The sequence below is a fragment of the Sorangium sp. So ce426 genome (assembly GCF_051475585.1).
In the GTDB taxonomy this organism is placed as follows: Bacteria; Myxococcota_A; Polyangia; order Polyangiales; family Polyangiaceae; genus Sorangium; species Sorangium cellulosum_B.
This window is the reverse complement of sequence record NZ_CP150341.1, coordinates 6,845,274-6,870,134: the sequence shown is the minus strand read 5'-3', so window position 1 is coordinate 6,870,134 and position 24,861 is coordinate 6,845,274. Positions and strand designations below refer to the sequence as shown.

The window sequence follows — 24,861 nt, the reverse complement described above, 5'->3', positions numbered from 1 at the left end:
GTACACCACCACCGCCAGGAGCGTGCAGGTCTTCGCCCAGGAGGCGGGGTGGGCAGGGGCGAGGAGCTCGTCACGGGGCGTCGGGTGGGGAGGGCAGGGCGGAGAGGACAGCGGTGGCGAGCTCGAGCGCGTGGCGGTTCTGGGCGCGCTTGGCGAGGGGGATGGCGCGCGCGGCGGCGACACGGGCTTCGGTGGCTTGACCGAGGAGCGCGTGGGCGGCGGCGAGGTTGGTGAGGCCGTTGGAGAGAACGAAGGCATCGTCGATGGCCTCGTACAGCGCCAGCGCGGCCTCGTAGTGGGGCAGGGCGGCTGCGGGGTTCTCGCGGGTGAGCTCCACGTCGCCGCGTGCTTTCAGGACGTTTGCCTGTCCGAGGCGTGAGTCGACGAGGAGGTAGAGCTCCAGAGCGCGCTCGTAGTCGAGGAGAGCGCCGTCGAGGTCGTCTTTTCTTCGTCGGAGGTCGCCGCGTGCTTTCAGGACGTTTGCCTGTCCGAGGCGTGAGTCGACGAGGAGGTAGAGCTCCAGAGCGCGCTCGTAGTCGAGGAGAGCGCCGTCGAGGTCGTCTTTTCTTCGTCGGAGGTCGCCGCGTGCTTTCAGGACGTTTGCCTGTCCGAGGCGAGAGTCGACGAGGAGGTAGAGCTCCAGAGCGTGCTCGTAGTCGAGGAGAGCGCCGTCGAGGTCGTCCTTTCTTTGTCGGAGGTCGCCGCGTGCTCTCAGGACGTTTGCCTGTCCGAGGCGGTCTCCTGTGTGGTCGAACGAAACGAGCGCTCGCTCCAGATCCTGAAGGCTCGTCTCCTCATCGTCCGACGCTTCTGCGCGCTTCAAGAAGATGCGTCCGCAATCCGCGGCTCGCTCGAGTGCCTGGTACATCGCCAGCGCGCGACCATAGGCGGCCACGCCCTCGCGGGGGCTATATAGCCGCATGTCGACGTCCCCCCGCAGCTCCTCGCAGAGCGCCTCCTCGTAGGTGCCGTGCAACGATGCGAGGCCTCTCAGGATCGCGGCTCCCTCGGCAAGACGCGCTTCGGCGCTCCGTGGCTCTCCCTGAGAGAGGAGCTCCTGCGCATGACGCAGCAGCAACCGCCCGAGGTTCCTGTCATCCCCGACCTTCCGCGCCGCCTCGATCAGGCGCGGCGTCTCGTCGCGATCGCCCTCCGAGCTCCCCGGCATCGCCGTCGAGGAGGCTCGCTGCATGTCGTTCAGGCCGAGCAGCGGAATCCGGAACGTGAGATCGCGGATCGACCAGAGATCCGGCGCCTCCTCCCACGTCGCGTTCAGGAACGTCCGGAGCCCACACCAGACCAGCGTCTTCCCGAGCCGCTTCGCCAGCGTGTCGCGCTGCAAGTTGAGCCGGTTGAGGCCCTCGCGAACGTCGTCCGTCACGTCCCGCGGTCCGAGCACGACAACCACGTCCACCTCGCTCGCCGGCACGGCCAGCAAGGTCGCCGCGAATTCGACGCCCTGCCCCGGCGTCACCACAACGCGCGCTACCTTCGTGCCCGCCCGCTCGAACGACGCCGCGAGCTCGCGGCCGACGTCCATCGAAGGCACCTCTACCGGCGCGAGCACGAAGCCCTCGTGCAGCGCGAGCGCCGCGCGCAGCTCCGCGAAGTGCCCGAGGTAGGGCCGCGCGAACGGCGGCGCCTCCGCGGTCGGGCTCAGCCCCCGCTCGGCGCGATCGAGCTCGGCTTCGCCAGGCGCGCTCGGACTCTCGGATCCCGGCGCGCCATCGGATGCAGGTCGTACCATTCCTTCCCGTTCCTGTAGGCCAGCACGAGCCAGCGATCGAGCAGGCGGATGAACCGCGCCACCTCTCCGTCGTTGTCCAGCGGGACCGCGTTCGTCTTCGCGACCTCGACGAGCACGTCGATCTCGTCCCCGTAGAGCGCCATCGCGTAGTCCTGCGCGAGCCGGTCGATCTGCCGCTCGACCTGCTCGGGCGTCACCGGAAAGCCGCCGCCCGAGGTGAGCAGATTGCGCACGACGCGCAGGAGATCCCGCGGATAACCGCCCGTCGCGAGGAGGATGGGGTCGAGCACGCGCGACGGCTCGGCGCCGAAGATGCTCTCGAGATCGAGCCGCTTGCCGATGACCTCCGTCAAGCACGCGATGCCTTCCCGCACCGGCTCCTCTCCCCCGGGCATCGCGACCTTCACCATGGGCAGGACGAGCGGCTCGCCGTCGTAGGTCGCTCCGAGAGATGTCGATGTACTCTTCGAGATCGACGTAGACGACGTGGGTGGGCAGGTCCTTCGCCTCGTCGAGGCGCTGCTGGAGCCGGCGGAGCTCGGTGGTCTTCCCCGTCCCGGGGAACCCGGTGAAGAGCTGACAGGACTCCTCGGCGATGAGGACCGTCTGCTCCAGGAGGTCCACGCAGCTCGGCCCGATGCTGCCACGGGCCCGGTCGAGGGGGACGTACCGCTCGTCCGTCCCCGAGAGGGACTTGTTCGGATCGCAGGCGGCGTAGAAGCGCTTCAGATCTTCACGCGGGACCGTCATCGCGCGGCACGGTACCGCGGAGCGCACGCGGGCGCCAAGGAGGCCGCGGGAGGTCGCCCGTCAAGGCGTCCCAGGCAGAGGCGCGGGGAGCTCCGGCGGTCTCGCCTTTGGCCTGCGCGCTCCCCCGGCGCCGCGGCGTCGCGCGACGAGGGTGAGGCCGAAGAGGGAGACGGCGAGCCCGACATTGCCGGGCGGGTCGGCGCCGCCGCGGAAGCTGCACTGCGTGCCGTCGCCGGGGCAGCTGGGCCCGTCATCGCCGCCGCTGGAGGCAGAGACGCTGGACGGGCGCTTCGCGATGCCAGCGATCGAGCGAGCGGCGTCCGCAGCGTCGATCCGGGCGCTCACGCGCACGACGAGATCGCCGAGGCCACCTGGCCGCGCGGGGAACCGGAACGCCTGCTGTCCTGCTCGCGGCTACTTCGATGCAGCGACTTCCGCGCGCTCCCGCAGGCACGCCGCGAGCCTCGCCTCTTCGGGCACCCCGGGCAGCCGGAGGACGCGCAGGGGGCCCTCGGACGAGACCAGACCGGCGAGCGCCGGGTCGGTCATCACCTCAAGGAGATCGCGCTCCTCGCCGTCGACCGTGCACCGTCGCCGCACGAGGCGGACGACCTGCGAGTAGTCCACATGATCCGGATCGTGCGCGAGCCCGAGCGGTTGCCACAGCGTGTGCTGGCCGTGCCTGTGGGCCGCGCCCGGGTCGAACCAGCCGTAGTTGGCGGCCCGGTCGGGGCGGTCCGCGAGGCGGTTGGTCAGTACCCAGTGCTTGCCGACGTTCTCGATGAGCCCGGTCCTCCCCGCGACCTGCTCCTCGAGGCGGCGGTGGTGCTCCAGCATGCGCGAGGTGTTCGCCATCGAGGCGTCCGGGGCGCCGATGCACGGCGGGATCCGCACGGTGGCCTGCTCCCACACGAGGTCGCAGAGGCGCGTCGTCAGCATCGCGCACTCGAGCAGATCCGCGATTCGCTGGGCCGTCCGGGCCGAGGCGTTGACGCGGACGGAGTCCTCCGCGTCGCCGATGCGGAGCGCGTCGGCGCTCACGAGGAACGTCGCGCGGCGCTCGTCGAGCTGGCTGTACACAGGGACCCACGAGATCGGCGCCACGTGGCCGGCCTGCACCGCTTCGAGGATGGCCTCCTCGCGCGCGGCGCACGCGTGCTCTGGAAGGCCTGCGATGAAATCGGTGCCTCTCAGGACGTCTGTCATGCTCCCCCTCCCGCGAGCGCGACCACGGCGCTCGAGGTGGAAGCGTGAGCGGAAGCGGGCGCGGCAGGAAGAGGTTTCGCGCTCTCTCCTGCGGCGTGCCCATGGCCGCGCGCTCCTGCGCCGCTTTGCGCTGTCCGTCCGCCCGCCCTAAGCTCCGCCCCATGTCGCCCTCGGCGAGCCGCCTCTCCCCGCGTCCATCCCGCGCTTCCCGCTTCCTCCTCGCCGCCTGCGCCGCGCTCCTGGTCGCGCTGGCCGCCGGCTGCGGATCGAGCGCCGCCAGGGGGCCCGAAGCGGGCGCCGAGCTCGCGTCGATCGACGCGCGCCTGCGCGGCAGCTTCCGGCTCGTCCGGTTCGAGCCCGAGGTCCCGCTCGAGCCGATGCTCGCGTCGATGCTCGAGTTCCAGTACGCGCACCTGGTCGTCCGCTTCGACGGAAAGCGCATCCTCGCCGACTCGCCCGGCCTCCACGTGGACCGCGCCTATGAGATCCGCGATCCCGCGTGGGATCGGTTCAAGCTGGTCTCCTACGACGAGGCGGGGGTCGCCTACGAGGCGCTGTGCGAGTTCTCGGCCCAGGGAGAGCTCGTCGTTCATGCGCAGACGCCACCCTGGAAGGGCGTCGCCACGCTTCGGCGGGCGCAGTGAGCCTCTTTGGCAGACAAAATCGGACCGGCTCCCGTAATGCGCTGAATCGACTCGTCGGATGAGAAATTACGACGCGTCGGCGTAATGCTCCGGCGGTCCTTCCGCGCGCGCAGCTCGGCGTTATTGACCTTGCGTCACCGCCCCGGCGGCTCTAGTCCGTCGCGCACGGCCTGACTGTCGGCTCATGGCGAGTCGACTCCACAGGGGAGACCTCGTGTCGCAACGCGGTGAAGGCGCGTCGGGTGATCTGCTCGTCCGGCGCGCCCCAGGTGACGCCCAGGCGCTTCCGGTCCCGTCGCGCGGCCGGGCAGCGGTGGACGGAGCGGCGGTGGACGGAGCGGCGCGAGCGCTCCCGGCAGCGAGCGCCTCGCTCGCCGAGCTCGCCCAGATCGCGTCGCCCCAGCCTGCCTGGAAGGGCCGGCGGTCGGCTCGGCCCTGGCTCGCCGACCCCTACCTCGGTGAGCCGTTTGGCGCGCGCCTTCCTGCCGCTCCTGCCGTACCCGTCAACCAGGCCGACGAGCGCCCCGCGCCGGCTCGCGGGCGAGCCCGTCGACGTCGCGCCGCAGGTGCTTGATCTGCCGCGCGAGGCGGCCGACGCCCTCCTCCACCTGGATCCCGAGCTGCGCGACCTGCTGCTCCAGGCTGCGGAGGCGCTCCTCGTGCGCGGCGAGCGTCGGCGGTGTCTCCGGGCCTCCGAGCTCGTAGACCGTGGTGCGCGACACGCGCATCGTCTCCGGCTCCTTCGCGGTGGAGGGCGGCTGCGTCACCTCGCCCCCCGACCAGAGCCTCGCGGAAGCGCGCGGCGAGCGCCGGCGCCCGGGCGCGGTCACGTCGCCTTGAGGAACCTGCGGGCGCCTTCCCATACCGCACCTTCCAGCTCTGCTGCCATGTCCGGGCCCAGCGTCAGCGCGTGTCGCCCCGAGGCCACGAGGACGAGCTCCGTCGCGCGGAGGAGCGCGACGGACAGCCGCGCCACCGGTCCGCTCGGCGGATCGACGGACCACGCGACGGCCGTCTGGGTCAGCCGGTGCGAGCGCGCGATCGACGGCCTCGACTTGAGCCTGAGCGCCGGGATCGGCCTGTAGGCCCCTTCATCGATCACGAAGGTCGCCGTCACATCGACGCTCGCCACCTCGCCCCCTGGCCAGCCTGTCGCGATGCGGTGAAGCACCTTCGGCCACCCTCCGACGGCGCGGCTGGAGCCCTTGATCCGCTGCGGGATGGACCCTTCCGGCATCATCTCCCAGCGCAGCTTGAGGTGGGCGCTCGTCTCCTCCCCGGGGACCGGACGGAGATCTCCGTAGAGGTACAGGGGCTCCACCTCCGCGGTCGTCCCCGTCGGGAGCGCGTAGAAATAAGCGGAGTAGTCGACCTTCGTCCCGCTCTTCCCCGCACCCGGGATCGCCGACATGCCCGTGGCCTCGACGAACCTGCCCCACTCCCGCGGCGAGGCGCTGGCGCGGAGCACCGCCTCCAGCGAGTCGAGCGTGACGCCGCGCCCGCGCTTCCTCGACGCCGGCTCCGGCCCACCTCCGGCACTGCCCTTCACCCGCGCAGCACGTGCTGACACAGGCATGTGATACACGTGACCATTGTATCGACGGAGAAAAAATTATCAGTTAACGAAGACATTTTGTGATTTTGGTAGGTTGATGTATGTCTTTGTGGTTTGTTGGCGGTGGGTGCTTCCCTCGGGGAGCGACGCGCTCGCCATCTACGTTCGCTCCCGCGGTGGGGTCGGGGCCCGCGGGGGCGATGTGGCCTTCCGGTGGGTTCTCGTCGGGTCGCCGCGGAGTCGCCATGTCCGTCGAGGCGCGCTGTGCGCCTGTCAGCGCGGTGTTCGGTCCGCCGGTGAGCGCCACGCATCGAGCCATGACGTTCACGGCGCTTCCCGCGCGGCCCTGGGTGCCTGTCCTGCGGCGGGGCGACGGCTCATCCGGGCCCGTGGAGTCGTCGCGCCCTGAAGCGTACGCTCGCACACGGAACCCACCGCGAGATGCGTGGAGCAGGCAGCGGATCCGCTGCGTCAGGGTGCGTCGACGGGACAGGAGGACATGCGCTGTCGGAGGCGCTGCGCGTGCCTTCCTCGTGCTCGAAGTTCACCCGGCGGGGTCGTCCTTTGATAAGATAGCTAGGACGGACGTAACTGTCCACACGGCGCGCCAAGGAATCACCGGATCATGAATAACGGCGAAGCGGATGTTCTCGCTGCGATGCGAGCGGAATTGGAGGTGCTCCGCTGGCGCAACGCCGAGCTCGAGCGGGAGCTCGCCGAGAAGCAGCGCGTGGAGACCGCGCTGCGGGAGAGCGAGGCGCGCTACCGGGGCATCGTCGAGGACCAGACCGAGCTCATTTGCCGCTTTCGGATGGATGGCACGCTGACCTTCGTCAACGACATCTACTGCCGGTACTTCGAGAAGACGCGGGAGGAGCTTGTCGGCCACCGCTTCATGCCGATGGTCCCCGAGGAGGAGGGGCCGTACCTCGCCCGGCAGTTCGCGAAGCTCGGCCCCGAGAACCCGATCGTCCACACAGAGCACCGCGTCATCCTCCCGAACGGCGCGGTCCGCTGGTTGCACTGGACCAACCGCGCCCCGCTCGGCGAGGGGGGGTCGCTCGCCGAGTTCCAGGCGATCGGCGTCGACGTCACCGAGCGCCGGCACGCCGAGGACGAGGTGAGGCGCCTCAACGGCGAGCTCGAGCTGCGCGTGGCGGACAAGACGAAGCGGCTCGAGCAGATGGTCCGCGAGCTGTCGACCCCGCTCATGCCGGTGGCGGATCAGGTCATCGCGGTGCCGCTGATCGGCTTCCTCGACAGCGACCGCGCCGCCTCGACGCTCGAGACGGTGCTCAACGGGGTCGTCACGCACAGCGCCAGGACGGTGGTCCTCGACATCACCGGCGTGGGGGTCATCGACTCGCAGGTAGCCGACTCGCTCATCCGGCTGGCCAAGGCGGTGAACCTCCTCGGCTCCCAGGTGGTGCTCACCGGCATCCAGCCGCGGATCGCGCAGACGCTGGTCGCGCAGGGCGTCGGCGTGGGCGGCATCGTGACGCTCCGGACCCTGAAAGAGGGTATCGCGTTCGCCCTGCGGCGCGGGCTCACCGCCTCTCCACCTCCGGCCCGCCTGGGCAGCTAGCGCCGAGCCTCGGCGTGCGCCGGAGAGGGCGCGCCTGTCCACTATCCCGTCTCACGTGCGATCGTGTAGCCTCATCGACGATGGCGCACACGCAAACGACTGCTCAACCCGACGTGCATTCGGCTGCTCACGGCGCGAAGGCCAGCGAGGGCTTTCAGCAGACAGGAGGGGACATCGACTCGCGCTACATCAACGAGGATATCGCGCCCGTGCGCCTGGACCAGCGCAAATGGGGGATGAAGGACATCGCCGCGCTGTGGGTCTCCATGTGCGCCTGCACCCCGACGTACATGCTCGCCTCGGGCCTGATCGCCGAGGGGATGAGCTGGGGGCAGGCCGTCCTCACGATCCTCCTCGGCAACGTCATCGTGCTCATGCCCATGATCCTCAACGCGCACGCGGGCACGAAGTACGGCATCCCGTTCCCCGTCTACTGCCGGAGCGCCTTCGGCATCCGGGGGGCGAACGTGCCCGCGGTGCTGCGCGCCCTCGTGGCCTGCGGCTGGTTCGGGATCGGGACGTGGCTCGGCGGGTGGGCCATCTACAAGATCGCGGCGGTCTTCGCCCCGTCGATAGAGCAGATGCCGCCGACGCCGCTGGGCATCAACGTCGCGCAGCTCGCCTGCTTCCTGCTCTTCTGGGGCATCAACATCTGGATCATCCGCATGGGCATCGAGTCGATCCGGATCCTGCTGAACATCAAGGCGCCTCTCCTGATCGGCCTCGGCCTGGCGCTGCTCCTCTGGGCCTACAGCCGCGCCGGCGGGTTCGGCCCGATGCTCGAGAAGCCCTCGTCCTTCGGGGTGGGGCAGCCCAAGGAGGGCCAGTTCTGGGTCTTCTTCTTCCCGGCGCTCACGGCGATGGTCGGCTTCTGGGCGACCCTGGCCCTCAACATCCCGGACTTCACGCGCTACGCGCATTCGCAGCGCGATCAGGTCATCGGGCAGGCGATCGGCCTGCCGCCCACGATGGCGTTCTTCTCGTTCATCGGCGTCGCCGTCACCTCCGCCACGGTCGTCATCTACGGCGAGACGCTCTGGGATCCGGTCGTCGTCATCACCCGCTTCGAGAACCCGGTCGTCCTGATCATCTCGCTCGCGGCCCTCTGCATCGCCAACCTGGCGACCAACATCGCCGCGAACGTCGTGAGCCCGGCCAACGATTTCTCGAACCTCTGGCCGTCGCGGATCTCCTTCCGCACCGGCGGCCTCATCACCGGGATCATCGGGATCCTGATGCAGCCGTGGCGGCTCGTCAGCGACCCGACGGGGTACAATTTCACCTGGCTCGTCGGCTACTCCGCGCTGCTCGGCCCCCTCGGCGCGATCCTGATCGCGGAGTACTACGTCGTCCGCAGGACCAACCTCGATGTCACCCAGCTCTACAAGCGGGAAGGGATCTACTGGTACGCGGGCGGGTGGAACCCCATCGCGATCGTCGCCCTCGTCGCCGGCGTCGTGCCCAACTTGCCTGGCTTCCTCGGCACCATCCAGGTCGCGACGGTCTCCAAGGCATGGATGGATCTCTACAGCTACGCCTGGTTCACGGGCTTCGCCATCTCGTTCGTCGTCTACGTCGCCCTCTCGCTGATTCGCCGCCCGGCCAAGCTCGCCGCGGCCTGACCCTCATCGCCTCGCGCCGAGGCGCGCGACCCCACCGCCCGTCCAACTCGGCATCAGCGCCGCCGGCCGCGAACGCCGCACCTCCCCCGCGGCGCGCGCCCCCGCGGCGCCCTCTGCCTCGGGAGCGCCGCCGGCGCCTCGCCGGCGCGCCGCCCCGATGGGTCGCTCATTTTTTTTGTACGCGGGCATTCATCTCGTGATCAACGACGAGGCTCGCCAATGGCAACAACGTTGTTGTGGGTCGGGGCCCCACCGTGGGAGACCTGTGGTGTGTTGTGGAGCGCTCCTGCCGCCGAGGCGCTCCGCGCTTTAAAAGTGTCTTGCCAAACAACGTGGGTTGATTCCATCCGTCTGTCTCTTGCTCCGTGGGTGCCTTTCGATGGATCATGAAATGTCGCTCTTCTCCCGCCTTCGAGGTGCCCATGAACAAGATCGTCCTGTGGTCGCTCCCGGCTCTCGCCCTGGCCGCATGCGCTGAACACGGCACGCCTGTCGACGAAACCCCGGCCGTCGCGGGCGCCCCGATCACGGTCGCCGCCGCCCGGCCTTACTCCCTCTTCGAGAGCGGCCAGGTCCGCCCTCTCGCCCTCTCGCCCGACGGGTCGATGCTCTTCGCCGTCAACACGCCTGACAACCGGCTCGAGATCTTCAAGGTCAGGAGCGGCACGCTCGAGCACCGCGGCTCCGTCTCCGTGGGCCTGGAGCCGGTCGCCGTCGCGGCCCGCACCGACGACGAGGTCTGGGTCGTCAACCACCTCTCCGACAGTGTGAGCGTGGTCGACGTCTCGAGGCCGAGGAGGCCCCGCGTCGCGCGCACCCTCCTCGTGGGCGACGAGCCTCGCGATATCGTCTTTGCCGGCGCCGGCAAGAGCCGCGCCTTCATCACGACGGCGCACCGCGGCCAGAACAGCCCTGTGGATCCGGCGCTCACCACGCCGGGCGTCGGCCGCGCCGACGTCTGGGTCTTCTCGGCGGCGAGCCCGAGCCCCGCGCCGCTCAACATCATCACCCTCTTCAGCGACACGCCGCGCGCGCTCGCCGCCACGCCCGACGGCTCACGCGTCTATGCGGCGGCCTTCCACTCAGGAAACCGCACCACGGTGATCGAGACCAACGTGGTGAACCTGGGCCTCGGCCTGCCCCCGCCGACGACCAACGCCGCCGGGGTCGCGCAGCCCTCGGCGCCCCTCATCGTCAAATTCAACGGCACGCACTGGGTGGACGAGCTGAATCGATCCTGGGACGACAAGGTGAACCTCTCGTTGCCCGACAAGGACGTCTTCGTCATCGACGCCCTGGCCAGCCCGCCCGCGCCCGTCGAGGGGCCCGGGGGCGTGTTCCGGGGGGTCGGCACGGTCCTCTACAACATGGCCGTCAACCCGGTGAGCGGGCGCGTCTACGTGGCCAACACGGAGGCGTTCAACGAGAACCGCTTCGAGGGCCCCGGCGTCTTCGCCGGCCACACCGTGCGCGGCCGGTTCAACCACAACAACATCACGGTGATCGATCCCGCGACGGGCGGCGTCGCCCCGCGGCACCTGAACAAACACATCGACTACAGCACGTGCTGCGCGCCGGTCCCGAACGCCGAGAACCGCAAGAGCCTCGCGCTGCCCACGGGCATGGCCGTCTCCAGCAACGGGAAGAAGCTCTACGTCGCCGCGCTCGGCTCGGACAAGATCGGCGTCTTCAACACCGCGGCGCTGGAGGCGGACACCTTCGTGCCGAGGCTCGCGCGCCAGATCCCGGTCTCCGGCGGCGGGCCGACCGGCGTGGTGCTGGACGAGGCGCGCGGGCAGCTCTACGCCCTCACGCGCTTCGACAACTCCATCTCGATCATCGACGTCGGCGCCAGGGCCGAGATCGCGCACGTGCCCATGTACAGCCCCGAGCCGGAGAGCGTGGTCCGCGGCCGCCGCTTCCTCTACGACGCGTCGTTCACGTCGAGCCACGGCGACTCGGCGTGCGCGAGCTGCCATGTCTTCGGCGATCTCGACAGCCTGGCGTGGGACCTCGGCGACCCCGACGCGGTGAACACGCCGATGCCAGGCCCGTTCGTGCTCGATCCGGCCATCTTCGGCGCGCCCCGCGAGTTCGCCGCGCTCAAGGGGCCGATGACGACGCAGAGCCTGCGCGGGCTCGCCAACCACGGGCCGATGCACTGGCGCGGAGACCGCACCGGCGGGAACGACGCGCCGAGCGCGCAGCCGGACAGCGGCACCTTCGACGAGGACGCCGCGTTCAAGAAATTCAGCGTCGCCTTCGTCGGCCTGCTCGGGCGGAACGCGCCCATCCCCGCGGCGGACATGCAGGCGTTCACCGACTTCACCATGCAGATGATGTATCCGCCCAACCCCATCCGTCAGCTGGACAACTCGCTCACGGCCGATCAGGCGGCGGGCAAGGCCTTCTTCACCCTGCCGGCCAGCGAGGGAGGCGCGTGCGCCTCGTGCCACGTGCTCGATCCAGCGGCCAACGCCGAGCACGGGGTCGCGTTCCCCGGCTTCTTCGGGACCGACGGGCGTTACACGTTCGACTTCATCTTCCAGAGCTTCAAGGTCGCCCAGCTCCGCAACGTCTATCAGAAGGTGGGTATGTTCGGCATGGTGCAGAACCCGCGCTTCAACAACCGGAACTTCGAGTTCCAGGGCGATCAGATCCGCGGGTTCGGCTTTGGCCACGACGGGACGATGGATACGATCTTCCGCTTCCACGATCAGAACGGCTTCAACGAGGCGCCTGGGATCGCCGGCTTCCCGCCGGGCGCGGCGGGCGACGTGCTGCGCGGGCAGGTGACCGACTTCCTGCACGCCTTCGACAGCAACCTGGCGCCCATCGTGGGCCAGCAAGCGACGCTCGCCGGCGCGGGCGACACGGCCGCCGAGCTGCGGGTGGATCTCCTGATCGCGCGCGCCGGCGCGGGGGAGTGCGATCTGGTCGCGAAGGTCCGCAGGCACGGGAATGAGGAGGGCTTCCTCTATCAACAGGGCGCCGGCACATTCCTGCGGGACAGGGCGGCGAGCGCGGCGATCAGCGCGGCGGCGCTGCGCGCGATCGCGGGGCCGAACAAGGCGCTGACCTTCACGTGCGCGCCGCCGGGATCGGGGGTGCGGATGGCGCTCGACCGCGACAGCGATGGGGCGCTCGACGGCGACGAGGCGGACGCGGGGACCGACCCGGCCGATCCGGCGAGCGTGCCCTGAGCCCGCCGGCGCTCGCGTCACCGGCGCCGGAGGGCCGGCCAGATCAGGTGATGGTGAGTCGGACGCTCCCTGCCTCATCCTCCGCTCGCTGGAGCTGATGGGCGAGCATGCGCCTCCAGGGGATCTCCCCGAGGAGGATGTCGTCGATGGCCCAGGTGAGGTGCTCCATGGCGGCTCCCAGGGCCTTCATCCCGTTCATGAAGATGAGCTCCGTGTCGGGCGTGGTGAACGGCCGCGGCTCCAGGGCCCCCGCGGCGGCGATCGCGGGCGTCATCAGGACCGGGCCCGCGGCGATCACGTCGGGCAGGTGCTCGACGCGGGTGCCGGCCCGCCGGGCGGCGGCCACGCGCCGCTTCACCGCCTCCGCCGGGTTTCCCTCCAGGGCCTTGTCGACGCGGAGGTTCAGCGCCCAGATGGCCGCGTACCAGGGGTTGCGGATCGCCGGAAAGCCCCTGTCCCGCTGGATGGCCCCGTCCTCCAGCCAGATCCTCGGCGCGATCATCTCCAGCGGCACGGGGGCGCGCGTCAGCCGCTTCACCGCCGCCACCTGGCGACACGCCTTCACGACGGACTGCCCCTGGCTCTTCGCGGGCACCTTCGCCTGCGCATACAGCGTGTGCTTGACCTCGATGTACGCCAGGACGGCCTCGGCTGGCACGCGCTCCCGGATCGCGAGGTCGCCGCCCAGCCCGCGCAGCGTCGGGAAGCGGGCGGCGTCGTAGATGATGATGTCCTCGCCCTGCTTGTCCCCCGTGACATCCACCACCCAGCCGCGGCAGACGCCGGCGCGCTCGGGGAGGAACTTCCGGAGCGCATGGCACATCGCGATCTCCAGCTCGGGACCGAGCTCGAGGGTCGCGAGGGCGCGGAGCTTCCGGAACTCGTCTTCCAGGTGCTCGACGATCTCCTCGGACCAGCCGTCGTAGAACCCGCCGCGCGGCGGGGCCCCGCCGCCGCGCTTCGACGCGGCGATCCCTGGCCGCGTGGTCGTCTTCGCGCGCTTGCCTGCCATCGTCACGTCACCACCGCCGAGGCTTCCTCGCGAGCCACGCCCTGTCTCCCCACGGGCACGTGAAATCGAGCGGCTTCGTCAGGATCCAGAGCACCGGCAGCGGCGGCGGCGCCGGGGGCGTGGGCCCCGCGCCGTCCGTGAAATAGATCACGCCGGAGACCTTCCGCGCCGCCAGGAACTCCGGGGCGAACACCGGCCGCAGATCGGTCCCGCCGCGGCCGCCGACCTCGTCGAGCCGCCCGTCGAACGCGTACACGCGGCCGATCTCCACGTCGCACTCGACCACGGTGATGCGCGCCGACTCGCTCATCACCTGCAGCTGCCGGGCGATCTCCGAGAGCTCCTCGCGCCGCATGCTCATCGACGTGTCGATCGCGACGAGCACCGACGGCTTCGTGATCGCGCGGGGCGCGTACGTCCTGCCCGGGACCTCGCCGACGCGGCCCGGGAAGCGCCGGTTCGGGCGCGCGTAGGTGTGCACCGGCGCGCGCTCCCTCGCCACGAACATCCTGAGCGCGGTCTTCCAGTCGAGCGGGTGCGCGGGCGGGCCCAGCGCGTCCGTCAGCTCCTCGATGAGCCGCCCCGGCGTCTTGCCCGCGAGCAAGAGGCCGGGCACGTCCGCCGGATCGCCGTCGTCCGCGAGCGCGTCCGCCTCCTCGGCGGCGCGCAGCAGGAGCTGCCGCGTCTGCTCCACAGCGCCCGGCTCCCGCGAGGGGCGCCGGAGCACGCGGTGATCGTCGACGGCCTCGCCGCCGCGCTGCGGGAGCTTGCCCTCGCGCGCCGCGCTCACGAGCAGCTCGTAGCGCTCGAGCGTGCTCTGGCCGCCGCGCAGGCCGATCGGGGCGTAGGGCTGCCAGCGGATCGGATCGGGCAGCGGCTCCTCGATGTACTCGTTGGCCGACATCTCCAGGGCGAGGTCCATGAGCTCCGGCTCGTCCGCGCCCGCGAACTTGGGGTGGCACAGGTGCCCGAGCGCGACGTGGTGCACCTCGTGGAGGAGCACGCCCCGCAGGAACACGGGCTCGTTCATGAACGACTCCACGTTGACGTGGAGGAAGAAGCGGCCGTCGAACAGCGAGACGGCCATGCGCTTGACCGAGGGGTCCGCGACCGGCGCGAGCCGCGCGAGGATCGCCGCGTAGCAGGGGTACTTCTCCAGGAAGCCGGGATCGCGCACGAAGGCGTCGAGCCACGCGGCGAGCGCGTCCTCTGGCACCTCACGCACCTCGCGCACCTCGCGCACCTCGCGCACCTCGCCGCGCCCCGCTGTCTCGCTCATTGCGGCCGGACCGGCGTGACGCCGTGCTTCTTCAGCGTCCCCGCGAGCCGGAGGGCCCAGCGCTCCGGCAGCTGCGCGAGCAGCTGGCCCAGGCACACGCGCGCGACGTTGCTCCGCCGCACGTCGACGAGCTTCGCCTGCTGCGCGAGGTGCGCCGACAGCGCGGTCACGACGAGCCCCACGCGGTGCTGCCGCAGCGGATCGGCGCGCCACGCCAGCACCTTCTGCTCGGCGGCGCTGCCGGCGTAGTTCTGGAGCAGCTCCTCGGGGCGGACGTCGATGAGCTGCGTGGCCGTCGCGTTGCCGCCGAGCGCGTCCTGGAGCCGCTCGCGGTGGTCGCCCGGCAGGTCGGCGAGCAGCGCCTCGAACGCCCCCAGCGACAGCTTGCGCTGCGCCGCGAGCACGCCGACCTCCGGCCCCTCGAGCAGCGGCGCGAGCCGCGTCGTCACCTCGTCGAACCGGTCGGTCTCCCCGCGCTCGCGCGCCCCGCGCAGCACCTTGCCGGCCAGCGAGCTCGGCCCGTAATCGGCGAGCAGCGCGCGCAGATCGAACGGCAGCCGCGTCGACCAGGTGTCCTTCGACGCGAGCAGGAGCTCGACCCAGCTCGGGGGCAGGTACCCGCCCAGGGTGTCGCGCAGGAGCACGCCGTCCGCGAGCTCCTCGGGGCGGAGCGCGCTCAGCACGTGCGACGCATAGGTCCAGGTGCGCGGGGGCACGTCGTCCAGGATGCGCTCGTGCCCCTGCGCGAGGGCGATCACGCCCGGGTGGAGCCCGTTCACCTGCGCCCAGGCGAGCCACGACGCCCGGTCCGCGCGGACGTTCAGGTGGAGGAACCGCGCGCGGAGCGCGCGATCGAGGGGGGTCACCTGGTAATCGGCCGACTCGGGGTTGACGGCGGCGAAGCACACCCAGCCCGCGGGCAGCTCGTACTCGTGCAGCCGCCGGGCGCTGAGCAGCTGGAGCGCCGGCTGCTGGATGTACCGCTCCGCCCGGTTGAGCTCCTCGAGCATCAGGATGCCGGCGCCGTCCTGGGGCAGCACCGACGGCGCCGCGTAGCTGGTCCGGCCGTCCCGGATGACCGGCAGGCCCACGAGGTCGGGCGGCTCGAGCAGGCTCAGATCGAGCACGACGGTGGCGATGCCGAGCCGCTCGGCGAGCTGCCGGACGAGCTCGCTCTTGCCGATCCCCGTGGGTCCCTCGAGCAGCACCGCGCGGCGCGCGCGGTAGGCGAGCTCGAGCACAGCCTCGAGGCGCGGCCCGACCGGGATGGGCGCGGAGCGTCCCTCGAGGAGGTTCGGTGAAGTCGCCGGGGCCGGCCGGCCCGGCGCGTTGCCATCGGATCTGGGCTTCGTCACGGAGGAAGAGGGGGTGCCGCGCGAGGGCGCGAAGAAAGGACCGCCGAGGCCCGGGGCCCAGCCCTTCCGTACCCGACGGGCTTCCGGCGCGCTTCGTCTTTCTTGCCGGGTCGCCCCGAGCTCTAGCAGCCGCTGCGCGACCTGTCATTCACCACCGCCCACGCGACGGTGCGGGCGCGGGGCGACTGGGCGCTCAGGCGCCAAGGAGCAGCCCGAGGGCGGCCGCCAGCGTGGCGTCGCTCCACGAGGACAGCCCGCGGGGCAGGAGCACGGTCGCGTGATGAGGCTGGCCTTCGCAGCGACGCGACCCCTCGTAGGTGCGCCCCGTCCGCGTGAGCTCGTAGCTGCAGCGCCCGATCGTGCCCGTGAGCTGCCGCTCGTCCAGCCGGTAGTCGGAGAGGGCGCCGGCCAGGAGGCCCTGCGCGCGGAGCCCTGCCTCTGCCCGGGTCACCGAGAGCTCCAGCGGCATGGCGCCGACGATGCCGGCCGCGCGCTGGTCCGTCGCCGTGACGTTCACGGTCCGGTTGAACGCCACGCCCCGGACTGTCTGCCCGTCTCGCCCTCTGTCGGCGGCGTACACGCCGAGGTTCACGTCCGGCCCGACGACGCGTCCCGGCTCGATGTCGGCGCTGACGAGCTCGCCCCGGGCGGTCAGCAGGATGAACTCGTTCGGCCCCGCGGCGCGGAAGATGTCCTCGCGCGCCGGGGATTCCGCGCCCGGCGCCGTCCCGCACGCCGCGGCGAGCGACAGCGCGAGCGCGAGTAGCCAGTGACCGCGCCCGGAAAAAAGGTTCATCCGCATCGCAACACCTCGCCGCCCGATCGGGTGTGCCCGATCGGCCACGTGCAACGTGATGCCGGCGACGCCGGACCGGTAGACGCCTGTCCCGCCGGGAGCGCGCTTCCCGGCTCCGTCCCTGATGCCATCAAGGACCCCCCTGACGAGTCCGTCCTCCGTCCCAAGGCTCCTCCCATTCCGCCCACCTCATGCACCATGCCGATCAGAGCGGCGGTCGCCCGCACAGGAGACGGGCCCAGATCGGCGTTTTCGGCGCGGAAGCGTACTCTCGTACGCTGAGCACCGAAAACGTCGAGATGGGCCCGTATCCGAAGCGGGCGACCGTCGCTCTAGCGGGGGAGATCTAGGGGGGCACAGGTCGAGACGCCGGCGCCGACGATGCGGAAGCCGATGTTCGTCATGTAGTCCGTGTCGATCGAGCCGTCGGACGGGCGATAGCGGCTCACGTTGGTGGTGCGCGACGGGGACCCGAGCTCGCTCGGGGCGGTGTAGAAATAGAAGTCGCCACCCCAGAACGAGAACGCCCAGGCGCTGGGGGTCTCGATGCCCGGCAGGTCCGTGGCCTCGATGATCTCGCCGGTCTCCTTGTCGATCTCGGCGAGCTGCACCGGGGTGGTCGTGAAGAAGCCGAAGAGGCGTCCATCCCCGGTGCCGGTGAGCTCCGCCGAGATGTCGCGCATCGAGCCGCTGAACTCGCCGACCGGCGTCACGGACGGGCCGTCGATCCTCCCCAGCCCGATGCCCGGCGTGCCCGTGGCGCCCGCCACGAACAGCTCCTCGGTGTCCGGGCGCGAGAGGTCGCTCGAGAAGCCCATGCCGAGCCGGGCCCACCCGCCGGCGAGCGTGGCCCCGGAGGGCTCGCAGCTCGCGTCCTCGGTGCTGACCTTGAACAACGTCCCCTCGCTGTCGTCCGGCTCCACGTAGTTGACCCACGCCACCGCGTTGCGATCGATCGCCATCGAGTTCGGATCCATGCCGGTCCGGCACCCCAGGACACCAATCTTCGTGAACTCCTTGCGATCGGGCCTGAAGCTGTAGAGCTCGTTGTCCTGTGAGAGCACATACACGAGGGATGCTCGCTCGATGCACCCGTTGTCAGGGGCCCCACTCCCATTGCCCCCATTCCCGACGTCTCCGCTGTTCCCGCCGATATCGGTGCCGGAGCCAAACGGGTCGTCCCGGCCGCCCGCGCCGCTCCCTTCACCGCTCTCTCCGGCGCCCGCGGACGGGTCGGCCTCCGTCGCGGACGTGCCGCGGTTGGACGCGCTGCAACCGGCCGCGGCGAGCGCGATCCAGAAGCACCATCGTGCGATTCGCATATCCGCTCTCCCTTTCGCGTGATTCGCTCTTATAGCCGCGAAGCACGCGCACGGGTACACGAAGTCGCACCCTCGCTCAATAGGGCGTCCGGGTCGAACAGCCCTTGGCGGGCGGGGTCATCAGTAGATAGGGATGACCTCGTCTGACTGGCAGCAATAGTAGGCCAGGCTCTCCGGCGTCACCTGGCCCGTGGCGACTCCTCCGGTCGGGGCGCACCGGCCTGGGTCGTCCCTGATCCATCGCGCCTCCATGCTCTCGAGCCGCAGATCCGGCCCCGCGACGCACTTCGGCCCGGCCATCGTCACCGTCTCTGCGCCGAGGAGCTCGCGACAGCCGCCGTCCTCGTAGACCGACACGAGCGCGGCGCACGTGGCGTCCTCGAGCTGCTCGCACGCGCAAGGCGTGCAGCTGCGCGTGTCGTCGAAGCCCGCGGCGACCGCCAGCAGATCGGGATACGGCTCAGGGCACTCCGGCGTGTGCTGGAGGAGATAGCGGATGCACATCGTGAAGCCCCCGGACCGCTGCCTGGGGGCCGCGACACACATCGTCGAGGGATCTCTGCACTTGTTCTTGTCGGCCGCGCCGGTGCACGCGCGCACCCGGGTGCTCGCGGGGGCGGCCAGCTCGGGCGGCGCTCCTCCGGGATCGTGCGCCGGGGCGCACGCGCTCACGGTCGGCGCCGGGATGAGGAGCGCGCCGAGCTCGCCCGAGGTCGCCGCGGCCGGCGCCGTGCACGCGCCGCTCCACCCCTCGGGGGCGGCGAACGACGTGGACGCGCTCCCGTCGCACGTGGCCGAGGCGCTCCCCAGAAGGCCTGAAGGCAGCTCGCAGGAGGGCTTCGTGCAAAGGCACGTCGGACACGTGTGCTCGCCGCCGAACCCGCTGTAACCGTCGAACAGGAGATCCGGCGCCTCCACCGGGCACTCCGGTGGGGACGTCCCGCCTGTCGCGTCGCCCCTCCAGAGCAGGATGGGATCGTCGAACCCGAGCGACGGCGGCGGCGGCACGCACGCGCCGTCGCACACGGGGCACGGATCATTGCACTCGTGAGCATCCAGGCTGAAGCACGGCTCGTTGCACGAATAGATCTGGACAGCGCCGCCTTCCCAGCAGCCCGCGAAGCTGCCGGCGCCGGCGAGCGCGAGCGCGATGCCGAACGGGTCCTTCCTTCTCCTCATCGTGATGGTCCTTCTCTCGCGTGTCGCGTTTCGGCTCTTCGGCAGGGGGCACCGCGACGATCGCTCGGCGCTGCCCCAAGCCTCTCTCTTCCCGCTCCTTCACGCCGGCGAGGCGACCCGACCGGGGGCGCGCGGCGCCCTTGTCACTTCGGAGCCAAGGAGAGCTCGCACGCCTATTTCATACTTGGGCAGGCGAGGACAAGGAAGCCGAATCTGTCGTGAAGGCGCGATGACTCGAGTGTATATCGAATGTATTTTACGATAGGCCCCGAGAAGATCTCAGCATTTGTTGATCGCGCGCTTTTCGTGAGAATCTCACCGCGGAGGGTGGAAAGCACGGTGGCGCTGCCGCGCTGCCGGCGGGAATCGGGCCGCGCCGGGCGTGGCGGGCGGCGCGCGCAGGGAGGTGCGGGCAGTGCGCGCGGCGGCGGGCGAGGGCAACCTGAGCAGCCTAGGGCCTCGCGTGGCTCCGGAGCGTCCGTGGCGGAGCGCCACAGCGACGGTCCCTGTGCCGTGCGTTCAGGAGGAGCAGACGCTTGTCCAGGTCCAAACCATACCGTATGGTATTGTTTGAAGGTGAGGCCCTGATGGATTCACTTCTATCGAGCGCGGCGGTCGTCGCCGCGCTCATCGTGCTTGTCGCCGGCGTATCCCGGCTCGGGGCGCCGCGCCGGGTGTCTCCGTGGACGCTGCTCGGCCTGCTCGCGATCCTGTGCGCGGCCGGGGCGCTGGGCGTCGGGGTCCCACGGCGCGACGTGCTTGCCCTGGCGTCGGGCGGCGCCCTCGGGGGGCTCGCGGCGATCCACGTCTACTGGGGCCTGGGAGGCGCGTGGCCCGGGGATGCGCGGCACGAGAAGGTGGAGATGGTGGTCGGCTTGCCGAAGGGGAGTCCCTTTCCTTCCCTGGGCGCGTGTCTCGTCGTGGCGTGTCTCCTCGCGTCGTCCGCCGCGCTGGTGCTGGCCCAGCGGTACGGCGGCGGCGGTTCGCAGGCGCTGCTCCGGCTCGGCGCGTGGGCCGTCGCGCTGGTGCTCGGGGCGCGGGGCGTCGGCGGCTACCTCGACGCTCGCCTGCGGCCCGGCACGCGCGCGCTGCCGTATCACCGGCTGAACCGCCTCGTGTACTCGCCGCTCTCGCTCACCCTCGCGGCCGCCGTCGCGGGCGCCACGCTCGACTGACCCGCATGGCGCGCACCTCGAGGAACGACTGGCTCGACAAGGGGCTCGACGCGCTCCGCGACGGCGGCGAGGGCGCGCTGACGATCGACGGGCTCTGCGCGAGGCTCGGGCGAACGAAGGGCTCGTTCTATCACCACTTCGAGGACGTCGCGGCGTTCCTCGCGGCGCTCCTCGCTCGCTGGGAGGAGCGGCAGACGTCGGCGCCGATCCACCACGCCGAGGCGGGCGGGAGCGCCGAGCAGAAGCGGCAGCGGCTCTCCGCGGTCGTGCGCTCGCTCGACGGCCGGCTCGAGCTCGCCGTGCGGGCGTGGGCGCTCCGAGACGAGCGCGCCGCGGCCGTGCTCCGGCGCGTCGACGCGCGCCGCGTCGAGTACCTGGCGTCCCTGTACGCCTCCGAGGGGCGCGCGCGCGGCGCCGCCTTGCTGCTCGCGCGGCTGGAGTACGCGGCTTTCGTCGGCGCGCAGATGCTCTTCTCCGACCTCTCGGCCGAGGGCGCGCGCTCGCTGGGGCTCGCGCTCGATCGCGCGCTCGAGCTCCTGGCCAAGGACGAGCGTGTCGCGCGTCCGCCGGGCGCGGCGCGGAGGCGGCGAGCGACGTGAGGCCTGGCGGCGCGGGCGCGCCTATCGCTGCGACCGATCGAGCGCGTCCACCGCGTCGAGCTGAGGCCGGAGCAGGGCGCGCTCCTCGTCGGAGAGCGGCGCCTCGTCGATCTCGTCGCGCAGGGCGCGGGCGCGCGCCTGTTCACCCAGGGCGACAGCGAGCTCCAGCCGGGCGGCGAGGGCGCGGGCGCGCTCGAGCGGGTCGTCCGGCCCCTTCCGGGCGAGCGCCACGTCGAGGACCTTGGCGGCCGCGGCGTCGTCGTTCTTGAAGTCGCGCAGCCGCGCCGCCGCGCGCAGGGCCTTGCCCAGCCTCGAGTCCGAGCGCGATCCGGCGGCCCCCTCGTCGTCGTCCGGCGCGTCCCGCCGGATGAAGATCACCGAGTTGCCCGCGACGTCGACCACCGTGAAGCGGCTCTGCCCCTTCTTCATGCGCGAGATCCTGGGCAGGCCGGAGATCGGCAGCTTGCCGTACGCCCGCCGCAGCCCCTCCGCGAACGTCTCGTGGAGCTGCTCGACCTCGGGGACGATCACAAGGCACGTGCTGTACGCCTGTCTGGGATCCAGCCCCTTGAGGCCCATGAAGTGCAGGTGGACCTCCCCGCGGCGCGTCGCCGCATACACGTTCGGCGCTGTCTGCTGGTGGGTGACCTCGAAGCCCAGGGCGCCGTAGAACGCCAGGGTCTCGGGCAGCGACACGCACGGGAGCACGGGAATCGTCATCGCTCCGCTCATGGGATCACGCCTTTCGAGCGGGTCGCGCAGGCGACGCCGCGTCCTCTTCGAGCACGCGTCGGGCCTGTCGCAGCGCATCGAGGGTCGCGTGCAGGCTCGACAGGTCGAGCCGCTTGCCGATCCGATCTGCCCACGCGGCGTGGCGCGCCTCCACCTGCCGCAGGGCCTCGCGCCCTGCCGCCGTCATCGCGATGAGCTTGGCCGTGCGGTGGTGAGGGTTCTCGACATACTCGACGAACCCTTCGCGCTCGAGGGCGTCGGCTATCTGCTGCACGCCCTGGCGGGTCAGCCCCATCGTCCGAGCGACGTTCGAGACCGGCGCAGGGCCGTGGTCGACGACGCCGAGCACCTGCCAGCGCGCGCTCGTGAGCCCCGCCGGCCTGGCCAGGGCGTCCCCGGCCTCGAGCGCCAGACCATTCAAGCGGAACACCTCGAGCACCAGCTCGCTGAGCGCGGTCGCCTCCGCGGTGAGCCTCGTCATTGGAAGTAACCTGTCATATTGACAGCTACCTGTCAAATTGAGTGCTGTGCCGACGTCCTCGGCCTGGCTTGCATCTCAGGGAGCTCGGCGCGGCAGGGAGGCCCGGCGGGATGTTTCAAGGCGCGGATCCCATGCCATGTTTGAAAGCATAGATTTCAGAATCGAAAGATGTCGGGGGTGTCCTTAAGGGTAACCCCAGGAACAGAGAAGGGGAGAGCCTTGGCCCGTGTCCTGCTAAGCATGGAGGCCAGAGCGCCCGTGACGGCTTCCCCCCCGCCGTCGAATGGGCGCTCTGTTTTTTGTCTCCCCGGATCGGGTGAGGGGACGCGAGGGGACGCGCCGCCCGTCGATGGGGCCGACGGGCGCCTCGCGAGCGCGGAGACGCGTCCAGGGCGCGTGGGGGGCCGGGCGTGCATGGACTCCCTGGCTTCCGTCGAGCCGCTGGATTTGCTAATTCCGGGGCGCCACGGGGGAGGTTCTCCCGGCTGCCCGGCGGCGCATTTACGACATCCGCGTGAGATCCCCAGGCGCACTCTTCTCCCTCGCGCTCGCGGCCGCCGCCACCTTGCATGCGGGCGAGGCGCGCCCTCAACCTGCAGGCCGCCCGGCCGGTGAGCCGGCGGGAGCCGGTGAGCCGGCAGGAACCGAGGCGGCGCAGGCGCCCGGCGCGGCCCCGGCCGAGCCGCCGGCTCCCGTGGTCACCGAAGGACAGGCCGCCGCGCCCGCCGGGATCGAGGTCACCGTCGAGGGCAACCGGGCTCCGCCGGGTTCGGTCTCGCTCACGCGGCGCGACGTCCGCGAGCTGCCCGGCGCGCTCGGCGACCCCTACCGCGCCATCGAGATCCAGCCCGGCGTGACCTCCATCGCGAGCGGCATGCCGTACTACTACATCCGCGGCGCGCCGCCGGGGAACATCGGCTACTTCTTCAACGGCATCCAGGTCCCGCTCCTCTTTCACGTGGGCGCCGGCCCCAGCGTCATCCCGGCCGCGATGGTCCAGCGCGTCGAGATGCACCTCGGCCCCTATCCCGCGGACATCGGGCGGCTCGCGGGCGCGGCGATCGAGGCCGAGAGCGCGCCGCCGTCCGACGTCTGGCGCGGGGAGGGGAGCCTCCGGTTCGTCGACCTCGGCGGCGTCGTGGAGGGGCCGATGGACAGCGACACCCACGTCCTCGTGGGAGGGCGCTACGCCGCCGGCGCGGCGCTCACGTCGGCGCTCGTCCCGAGCGTCGACGTGGGCTACGCCGACTACCAGGGCCGGATGACGCACCGGCTCGGGCCGGAGGAGCGCATCACCGTGTTCGCCTTCGGCGCGTACGACTACCTCGCCAGCATCGGCGAGGAGGGCGGCGCCGAGGCGACCGACGTCCTCCTCGACAGCGACTTCCACCGCCTGGACATGCGCTACGACCGAGACGACGCCGCGTCGGGCGCGCGCGTCCGATCGGCGCTCACCCTCGGGCTCGACCGGTCGCGCGGGGTCGGCGTGGAGAGCGCCGAGGCGTGGAAGCTCAACGCGCGGATGAGCCTGGCCCGGCCCATCCTCGGCGGGCGCGCGCTCGTGCGGGTGGGCGTCGACGCCGCGGTCGACCGCTATGTGGTGACGCCGCGCCCCAGCTCTTCGGACGGCGAGCCCGGAGACGGCACGTCCACCGAGGAGGACACGCCCGCCGAGGGGACGGCCCAGCTCGACGAGAGCTTCCCCGAGCTCTTCCGCAGCCGGCTCGACCTCGCGCTGGGCGCGTGGGCCGACGCGCTGCTCGTGCTCGACGAGCGCTCGACGATCACGCCCGGCGTGCGCGTGGACCACTACACCTCGCTCGGCAAGAGCGCGCTCGCCGTCGACCCGAGGATCGTCGGCCGCTTCGGAATCGGCGACCACGTGCGGCTCATCCCGGCGTTCGGCCTCGCCTCGCAGCTGCCCGGCCTCGCCCCGCTGCCGGCGCTCCAGATCGGCGGCATCCCGGGGGGGCTGCAGCGCAGCCTGCAGTCGAGCTTCGGCGTCGAGGTCGACGCGGGCCCCGTCAACCTCAGCGCCACGGTGTTTCGACAGGCGACCTTCGGCCTGAGTGATCCGATCGGGACGGGCCGAGGCACGACCCTCAGCACGGAGCGCTTCCTCACGCGGAGCCTCGGCGACACGTACGGTCTGGAGCTCGGGGCGCGCGGGGCGCTCCGCCGCGACATGTTCTTCCTGGCGTCGTACACGCTGTCGCGCTCCACGCGCACGCGGGGCGGGTCGACGATCCCCTCCGCCTACGACCGGACGCACGTGGCGCACCTCGCGCTGCTCTACGACCTCGGCGGGGGCTGGCGCGCCGGGATCCGCCACGTCTTCTACACCGGCTTTCCCGCCGACGAGGCCGCCCCGGGCCGCCCCCCGAGCGAGCACCCGGATCGCGTCGCGCCGTTCTACCGGCTCGACATGCGCCTGTCGAAGCGCTGGGCGCTGGGCGCGCGGAGCTACCTCGGGCTCGTCTTCGACGTGCAGAACGCGACGCTGGCGAAGGAGGTGTTCGACGTGAGCTGCGATGACAGCGGGTGCACGCCGCGGAAGATCGGGCCCATCACGATGCCGGGGCTCGCGATCGAGGGCGGTTTCTGAGGGGAAGCCGAGGG

General features: G+C 71.2%; 21 protein-coding genes. 7 read left to right on the top strand and 14 right to left on the bottom strand.

Features of this window, described 5'->3' with window-relative positions; translation table 11 throughout:
* Window positions 1–70 precede the first annotated feature (70 nt).
* From WMF44_RS25475 to WMF44_RS25460, 4 genes are all read right to left on the bottom strand, one after another.
* The gene (locus WMF44_RS25475) at window positions 71–1,747 is read right to left on the bottom strand and encodes a tetratricopeptide repeat protein (RefSeq protein ID WP_437292630.1); all 1,677 of its coding nucleotides are present in this window, start codon (window positions 1,745–1,747) and stop codon (window positions 71–73) included.
* Window positions 1,657–2,157, bottom strand: coding sequence for a hypothetical protein (locus WMF44_RS25470; RefSeq protein ID WP_437292629.1), 501 nt, complete (start codon window positions 2,155–2,157; stop codon window positions 1,657–1,659). Before WMF44_RS25470 ends, WMF44_RS25475 begins: the two co-directional genes overlap by 91 nt.
* 400 nt (window positions 2,158–2,557) lie before the next feature.
* Window positions 2,558–2,842: a hypothetical protein gene (locus WMF44_RS25465; RefSeq protein WP_437292628.1), complete on the bottom strand. Its 285-nt coding sequence runs from the start codon at window positions 2,840–2,842 to the stop codon at window positions 2,558–2,560.
* 69 nt (window positions 2,843–2,911) lie between these two features.
* Window positions 2,912–3,703: a hypothetical protein gene (locus WMF44_RS25460; RefSeq protein WP_437292627.1), complete on the bottom strand. Its 792-nt coding sequence runs from the start codon at window positions 3,701–3,703 to the stop codon at window positions 2,912–2,914.
* A gap of 161 nt (window positions 3,704–3,864) precedes the next feature.
* On the opposite strand from WMF44_RS25460, the gene WMF44_RS25455 reads away from it, so the two are divergent.
* Complete coding sequence (locus tag WMF44_RS25455) at window positions 3,865–4,347, top strand: hypothetical protein (RefSeq protein WP_437292626.1); 483 nt, start codon at window positions 3,865–3,867, stop codon at window positions 4,345–4,347.
* A 503-nt stretch (window positions 4,348–4,850) separates the two neighbouring features.
* On the opposite strand, the gene WMF44_RS25450 is transcribed toward WMF44_RS25455, so the two are convergent.
* The gene (locus tag WMF44_RS25450; protein WP_437292625.1) at window positions 4,851–5,114 is read right to left on the bottom strand and encodes a hypothetical protein; all 264 of its coding nucleotides are present in this window, start codon (window positions 5,112–5,114) and stop codon (window positions 4,851–4,853) included.
* A 59-nt stretch (window positions 5,115–5,173) separates the two neighbouring features.
* Window positions 5,174–5,923, bottom strand: a complete 750-nt coding sequence (locus WMF44_RS25445) for a hypothetical protein (protein ID WP_437292624.1) — start codon at window positions 5,921–5,923, stop codon at window positions 5,174–5,176.
* Between the two features lie 637 nt (window positions 5,924–6,560).
* Here WMF44_RS25445 and WMF44_RS25440 point away from each other — a divergent pair.
* From WMF44_RS25440 to WMF44_RS25430, 3 genes are all read left to right on the top strand, one after another.
* On the top strand, window positions 6,561–7,487 hold the full coding sequence (locus WMF44_RS25440) for a PAS domain S-box protein (protein ID WP_437292623.1): 927 nt from the start codon (window positions 6,561–6,563) through the stop codon (window positions 7,485–7,487).
* A gap of 80 nt (window positions 7,488–7,567) precedes the next feature.
* Window positions 7,568–9,109, top strand: a complete 1,542-nt coding sequence (locus WMF44_RS25435) for an NCS1 family nucleobase:cation symporter-1 (protein ID WP_437292622.1) — start codon at window positions 7,568–7,570, stop codon at window positions 9,107–9,109.
* 422 nt (window positions 9,110–9,531) lie between these two features.
* The gene (locus WMF44_RS25430; protein WP_437292621.1) at window positions 9,532–12,312 is read left to right on the top strand and encodes a YncE family protein; all 2,781 of its coding nucleotides are present in this window, start codon (window positions 9,532–9,534) and stop codon (window positions 12,310–12,312) included.
* Between the two features lie 43 nt (window positions 12,313–12,355).
* Here the strand turns inward: WMF44_RS25430 and WMF44_RS25425 are convergent, their stop codons facing one another.
* The 6 genes from WMF44_RS25425 to WMF44_RS25400 form a co-directional block, all read right to left on the bottom strand.
* On the bottom strand, window positions 12,356–13,324 hold the full coding sequence (locus WMF44_RS25425) for a DUF6602 domain-containing protein (RefSeq protein ID WP_437292620.1): 969 nt from the start codon (window positions 13,322–13,324) through the stop codon (window positions 12,356–12,358).
* Window positions 13,325–13,331: 7 nt separating this feature from the next.
* Window positions 13,332–14,603 carry a vWA domain-containing protein gene (locus WMF44_RS25420; RefSeq protein ID WP_437292619.1) on the bottom strand — a complete coding sequence of 424 codons (1,272 nt, stop codon included), beginning with the start codon at window positions 14,601–14,603 and terminating at the stop codon, window positions 13,332–13,334.
* The gene (locus WMF44_RS25415) at window positions 14,600–15,958 is read right to left on the bottom strand and encodes an AAA family ATPase (RefSeq protein ID WP_437292618.1); all 1,359 of its coding nucleotides are present in this window, start codon (window positions 15,956–15,958) and stop codon (window positions 14,600–14,602) included. Before WMF44_RS25415 ends, WMF44_RS25420 begins: the two co-directional genes overlap by 4 nt.
* A gap of 193 nt (window positions 15,959–16,151) precedes the next feature.
* Entirely contained in the window at window positions 16,152–16,754 is a 603-nt protein-coding gene (locus WMF44_RS25410; protein WP_437292617.1) for a hypothetical protein, read from the bottom strand.
* A gap of 332 nt (window positions 16,755–17,086) precedes the next feature.
* Entirely contained in the window at window positions 17,087–18,076 is a 990-nt protein-coding gene (locus WMF44_RS25405) for a hypothetical protein (protein WP_437292616.1), read from the bottom strand.
* Between the two features lie 120 nt (window positions 18,077–18,196).
* Window positions 18,197–19,255, bottom strand: a complete 1,059-nt coding sequence (locus WMF44_RS25400; protein ID WP_437292615.1) for a hypothetical protein — start codon at window positions 19,253–19,255, stop codon at window positions 18,197–18,199.
* A 587-nt stretch (window positions 19,256–19,842) separates the two neighbouring features.
* Here WMF44_RS25400 and WMF44_RS25395 point away from each other — a divergent pair.
* Both WMF44_RS25395 and WMF44_RS25390 read left to right on the top strand, forming a co-directional pair.
* Window positions 19,843–20,430: a DUF3995 domain-containing protein gene (locus WMF44_RS25395; RefSeq protein WP_437292614.1), complete on the top strand. Its 588-nt coding sequence runs from the start codon at window positions 19,843–19,845 to the stop codon at window positions 20,428–20,430.
* A gap of 5 nt (window positions 20,431–20,435) precedes the next feature.
* Window positions 20,436–21,029, top strand: coding sequence for a TetR/AcrR family transcriptional regulator (locus WMF44_RS25390; protein WP_437292613.1), 594 nt, complete (start codon window positions 20,436–20,438; stop codon window positions 21,027–21,029).
* Between the two features lie 21 nt (window positions 21,030–21,050).
* On the opposite strand, the gene WMF44_RS25385 is transcribed toward WMF44_RS25390, so the two are convergent.
* Both WMF44_RS25385 and WMF44_RS25380 read right to left on the bottom strand, forming a co-directional pair.
* Window positions 21,051–21,749 (bottom strand): hypothetical protein, encoded by a 699-nt coding sequence (locus WMF44_RS25385; protein ID WP_437292612.1) that lies wholly within the window; start codon window positions 21,747–21,749, stop codon window positions 21,051–21,053.
* A 16-nt stretch (window positions 21,750–21,765) separates the two neighbouring features.
* Window positions 21,766–22,242 carry a MarR family winged helix-turn-helix transcriptional regulator gene (locus WMF44_RS25380; RefSeq protein WP_437292611.1) on the bottom strand — a complete coding sequence of 159 codons (477 nt, stop codon included), beginning with the start codon at window positions 22,240–22,242 and terminating at the stop codon, window positions 21,766–21,768.
* A gap of 514 nt (window positions 22,243–22,756) precedes the next feature.
* On the opposite strand from WMF44_RS25380, the gene WMF44_RS25375 reads away from it, so the two are divergent.
* Window positions 22,757–24,847 carry a TonB-dependent receptor plug domain-containing protein gene (locus WMF44_RS25375; RefSeq protein ID WP_437292610.1) on the top strand — a complete coding sequence of 697 codons (2,091 nt, stop codon included), beginning with the start codon at window positions 22,757–22,759 and terminating at the stop codon, window positions 24,845–24,847.
* Window positions 24,848–24,861: the final 14 nt, after the last annotated feature.

Bases quoted from the DNA above. Each gene is read 5' to 3' on its own strand.
- WMF44_RS25475 (WP_437292630.1), bottom strand. From the start codon at position 1,747: ATGGTACGACCTGCATCCGATGGCGCGCCGGGATCCGAGAGTCCGAGC.
- WMF44_RS25425 (WP_437292620.1), bottom strand. From the start codon at position 13,324: ATGGCAGGCAAGCGCGCGAAGACGACCACGCGGCCAGGGATCGCCGCG.
- WMF44_RS25380 (WP_437292611.1), bottom strand. From the start codon at position 22,242: ATGACGAGGCTCACCGCGGAGGCGACCGCGCTCAGCGAGCTGGTGCTC.
- WMF44_RS25405 (WP_437292616.1), bottom strand. From the start codon at position 18,076: ATGCGAATCGCACGATGGTGCTTCTGGATCGCGCTCGCCGCGGCCGGT.
- WMF44_RS25390 (WP_437292613.1), top strand. From the start codon at position 20,436: ATGGCGCGCACCTCGAGGAACGACTGGCTCGACAAGGGGCTCGACGCG.
- WMF44_RS25430 (WP_437292621.1), top strand. From the start codon at position 9,532: ATGAACAAGATCGTCCTGTGGTCGCTCCCGGCTCTCGCCCTGGCCGCA.
- WMF44_RS25410 (WP_437292617.1), bottom strand. From the start codon at position 16,754: ATGAACCTTTTTTCCGGGCGCGGTCACTGGCTACTCGCGCTCGCGCTG.
- WMF44_RS25420 (WP_437292619.1), bottom strand. From the start codon at position 14,603: ATGAGCGAGACAGCGGGGCGCGGCGAGGTGCGCGAGGTGCGCGAGGTG.
- WMF44_RS25440 (WP_437292623.1), top strand. From the start codon at position 6,561: ATGCGAGCGGAATTGGAGGTGCTCCGCTGGCGCAACGCCGAGCTCGAG.
- WMF44_RS25400 (WP_437292615.1), bottom strand. From the start codon at position 19,255: ATGAGGAGAAGGAAGGACCCGTTCGGCATCGCGCTCGCGCTCGCCGGC.
- WMF44_RS25460 (WP_437292627.1), bottom strand. From the start codon at position 3,703: ATGACAGACGTCCTGAGAGGCACCGATTTCATCGCAGGCCTTCCAGAG.
- WMF44_RS25470 (WP_437292629.1), bottom strand. From the start codon at position 2,157: ATGGTGAAGGTCGCGATGCCCGGGGGAGAGGAGCCGGTGCGGGAAGGC.
- WMF44_RS25395 (WP_437292614.1), top strand. From the start codon at position 19,843: ATGGATTCACTTCTATCGAGCGCGGCGGTCGTCGCCGCGCTCATCGTG.
- WMF44_RS25435 (WP_437292622.1), top strand. From the start codon at position 7,568: ATGGCGCACACGCAAACGACTGCTCAACCCGACGTGCATTCGGCTGCT.
- WMF44_RS25445 (WP_437292624.1), bottom strand. From the start codon at position 5,923: ATGCCTGTGTCAGCACGTGCTGCGCGGGTGAAGGGCAGTGCCGGAGGT.
- WMF44_RS25455 (WP_437292626.1), top strand. From the start codon at position 3,865: ATGTCGCCCTCGGCGAGCCGCCTCTCCCCGCGTCCATCCCGCGCTTCC.
- WMF44_RS25385 (WP_437292612.1), bottom strand. From the start codon at position 21,749: ATGACGATTCCCGTGCTCCCGTGCGTGTCGCTGCCCGAGACCCTGGCG.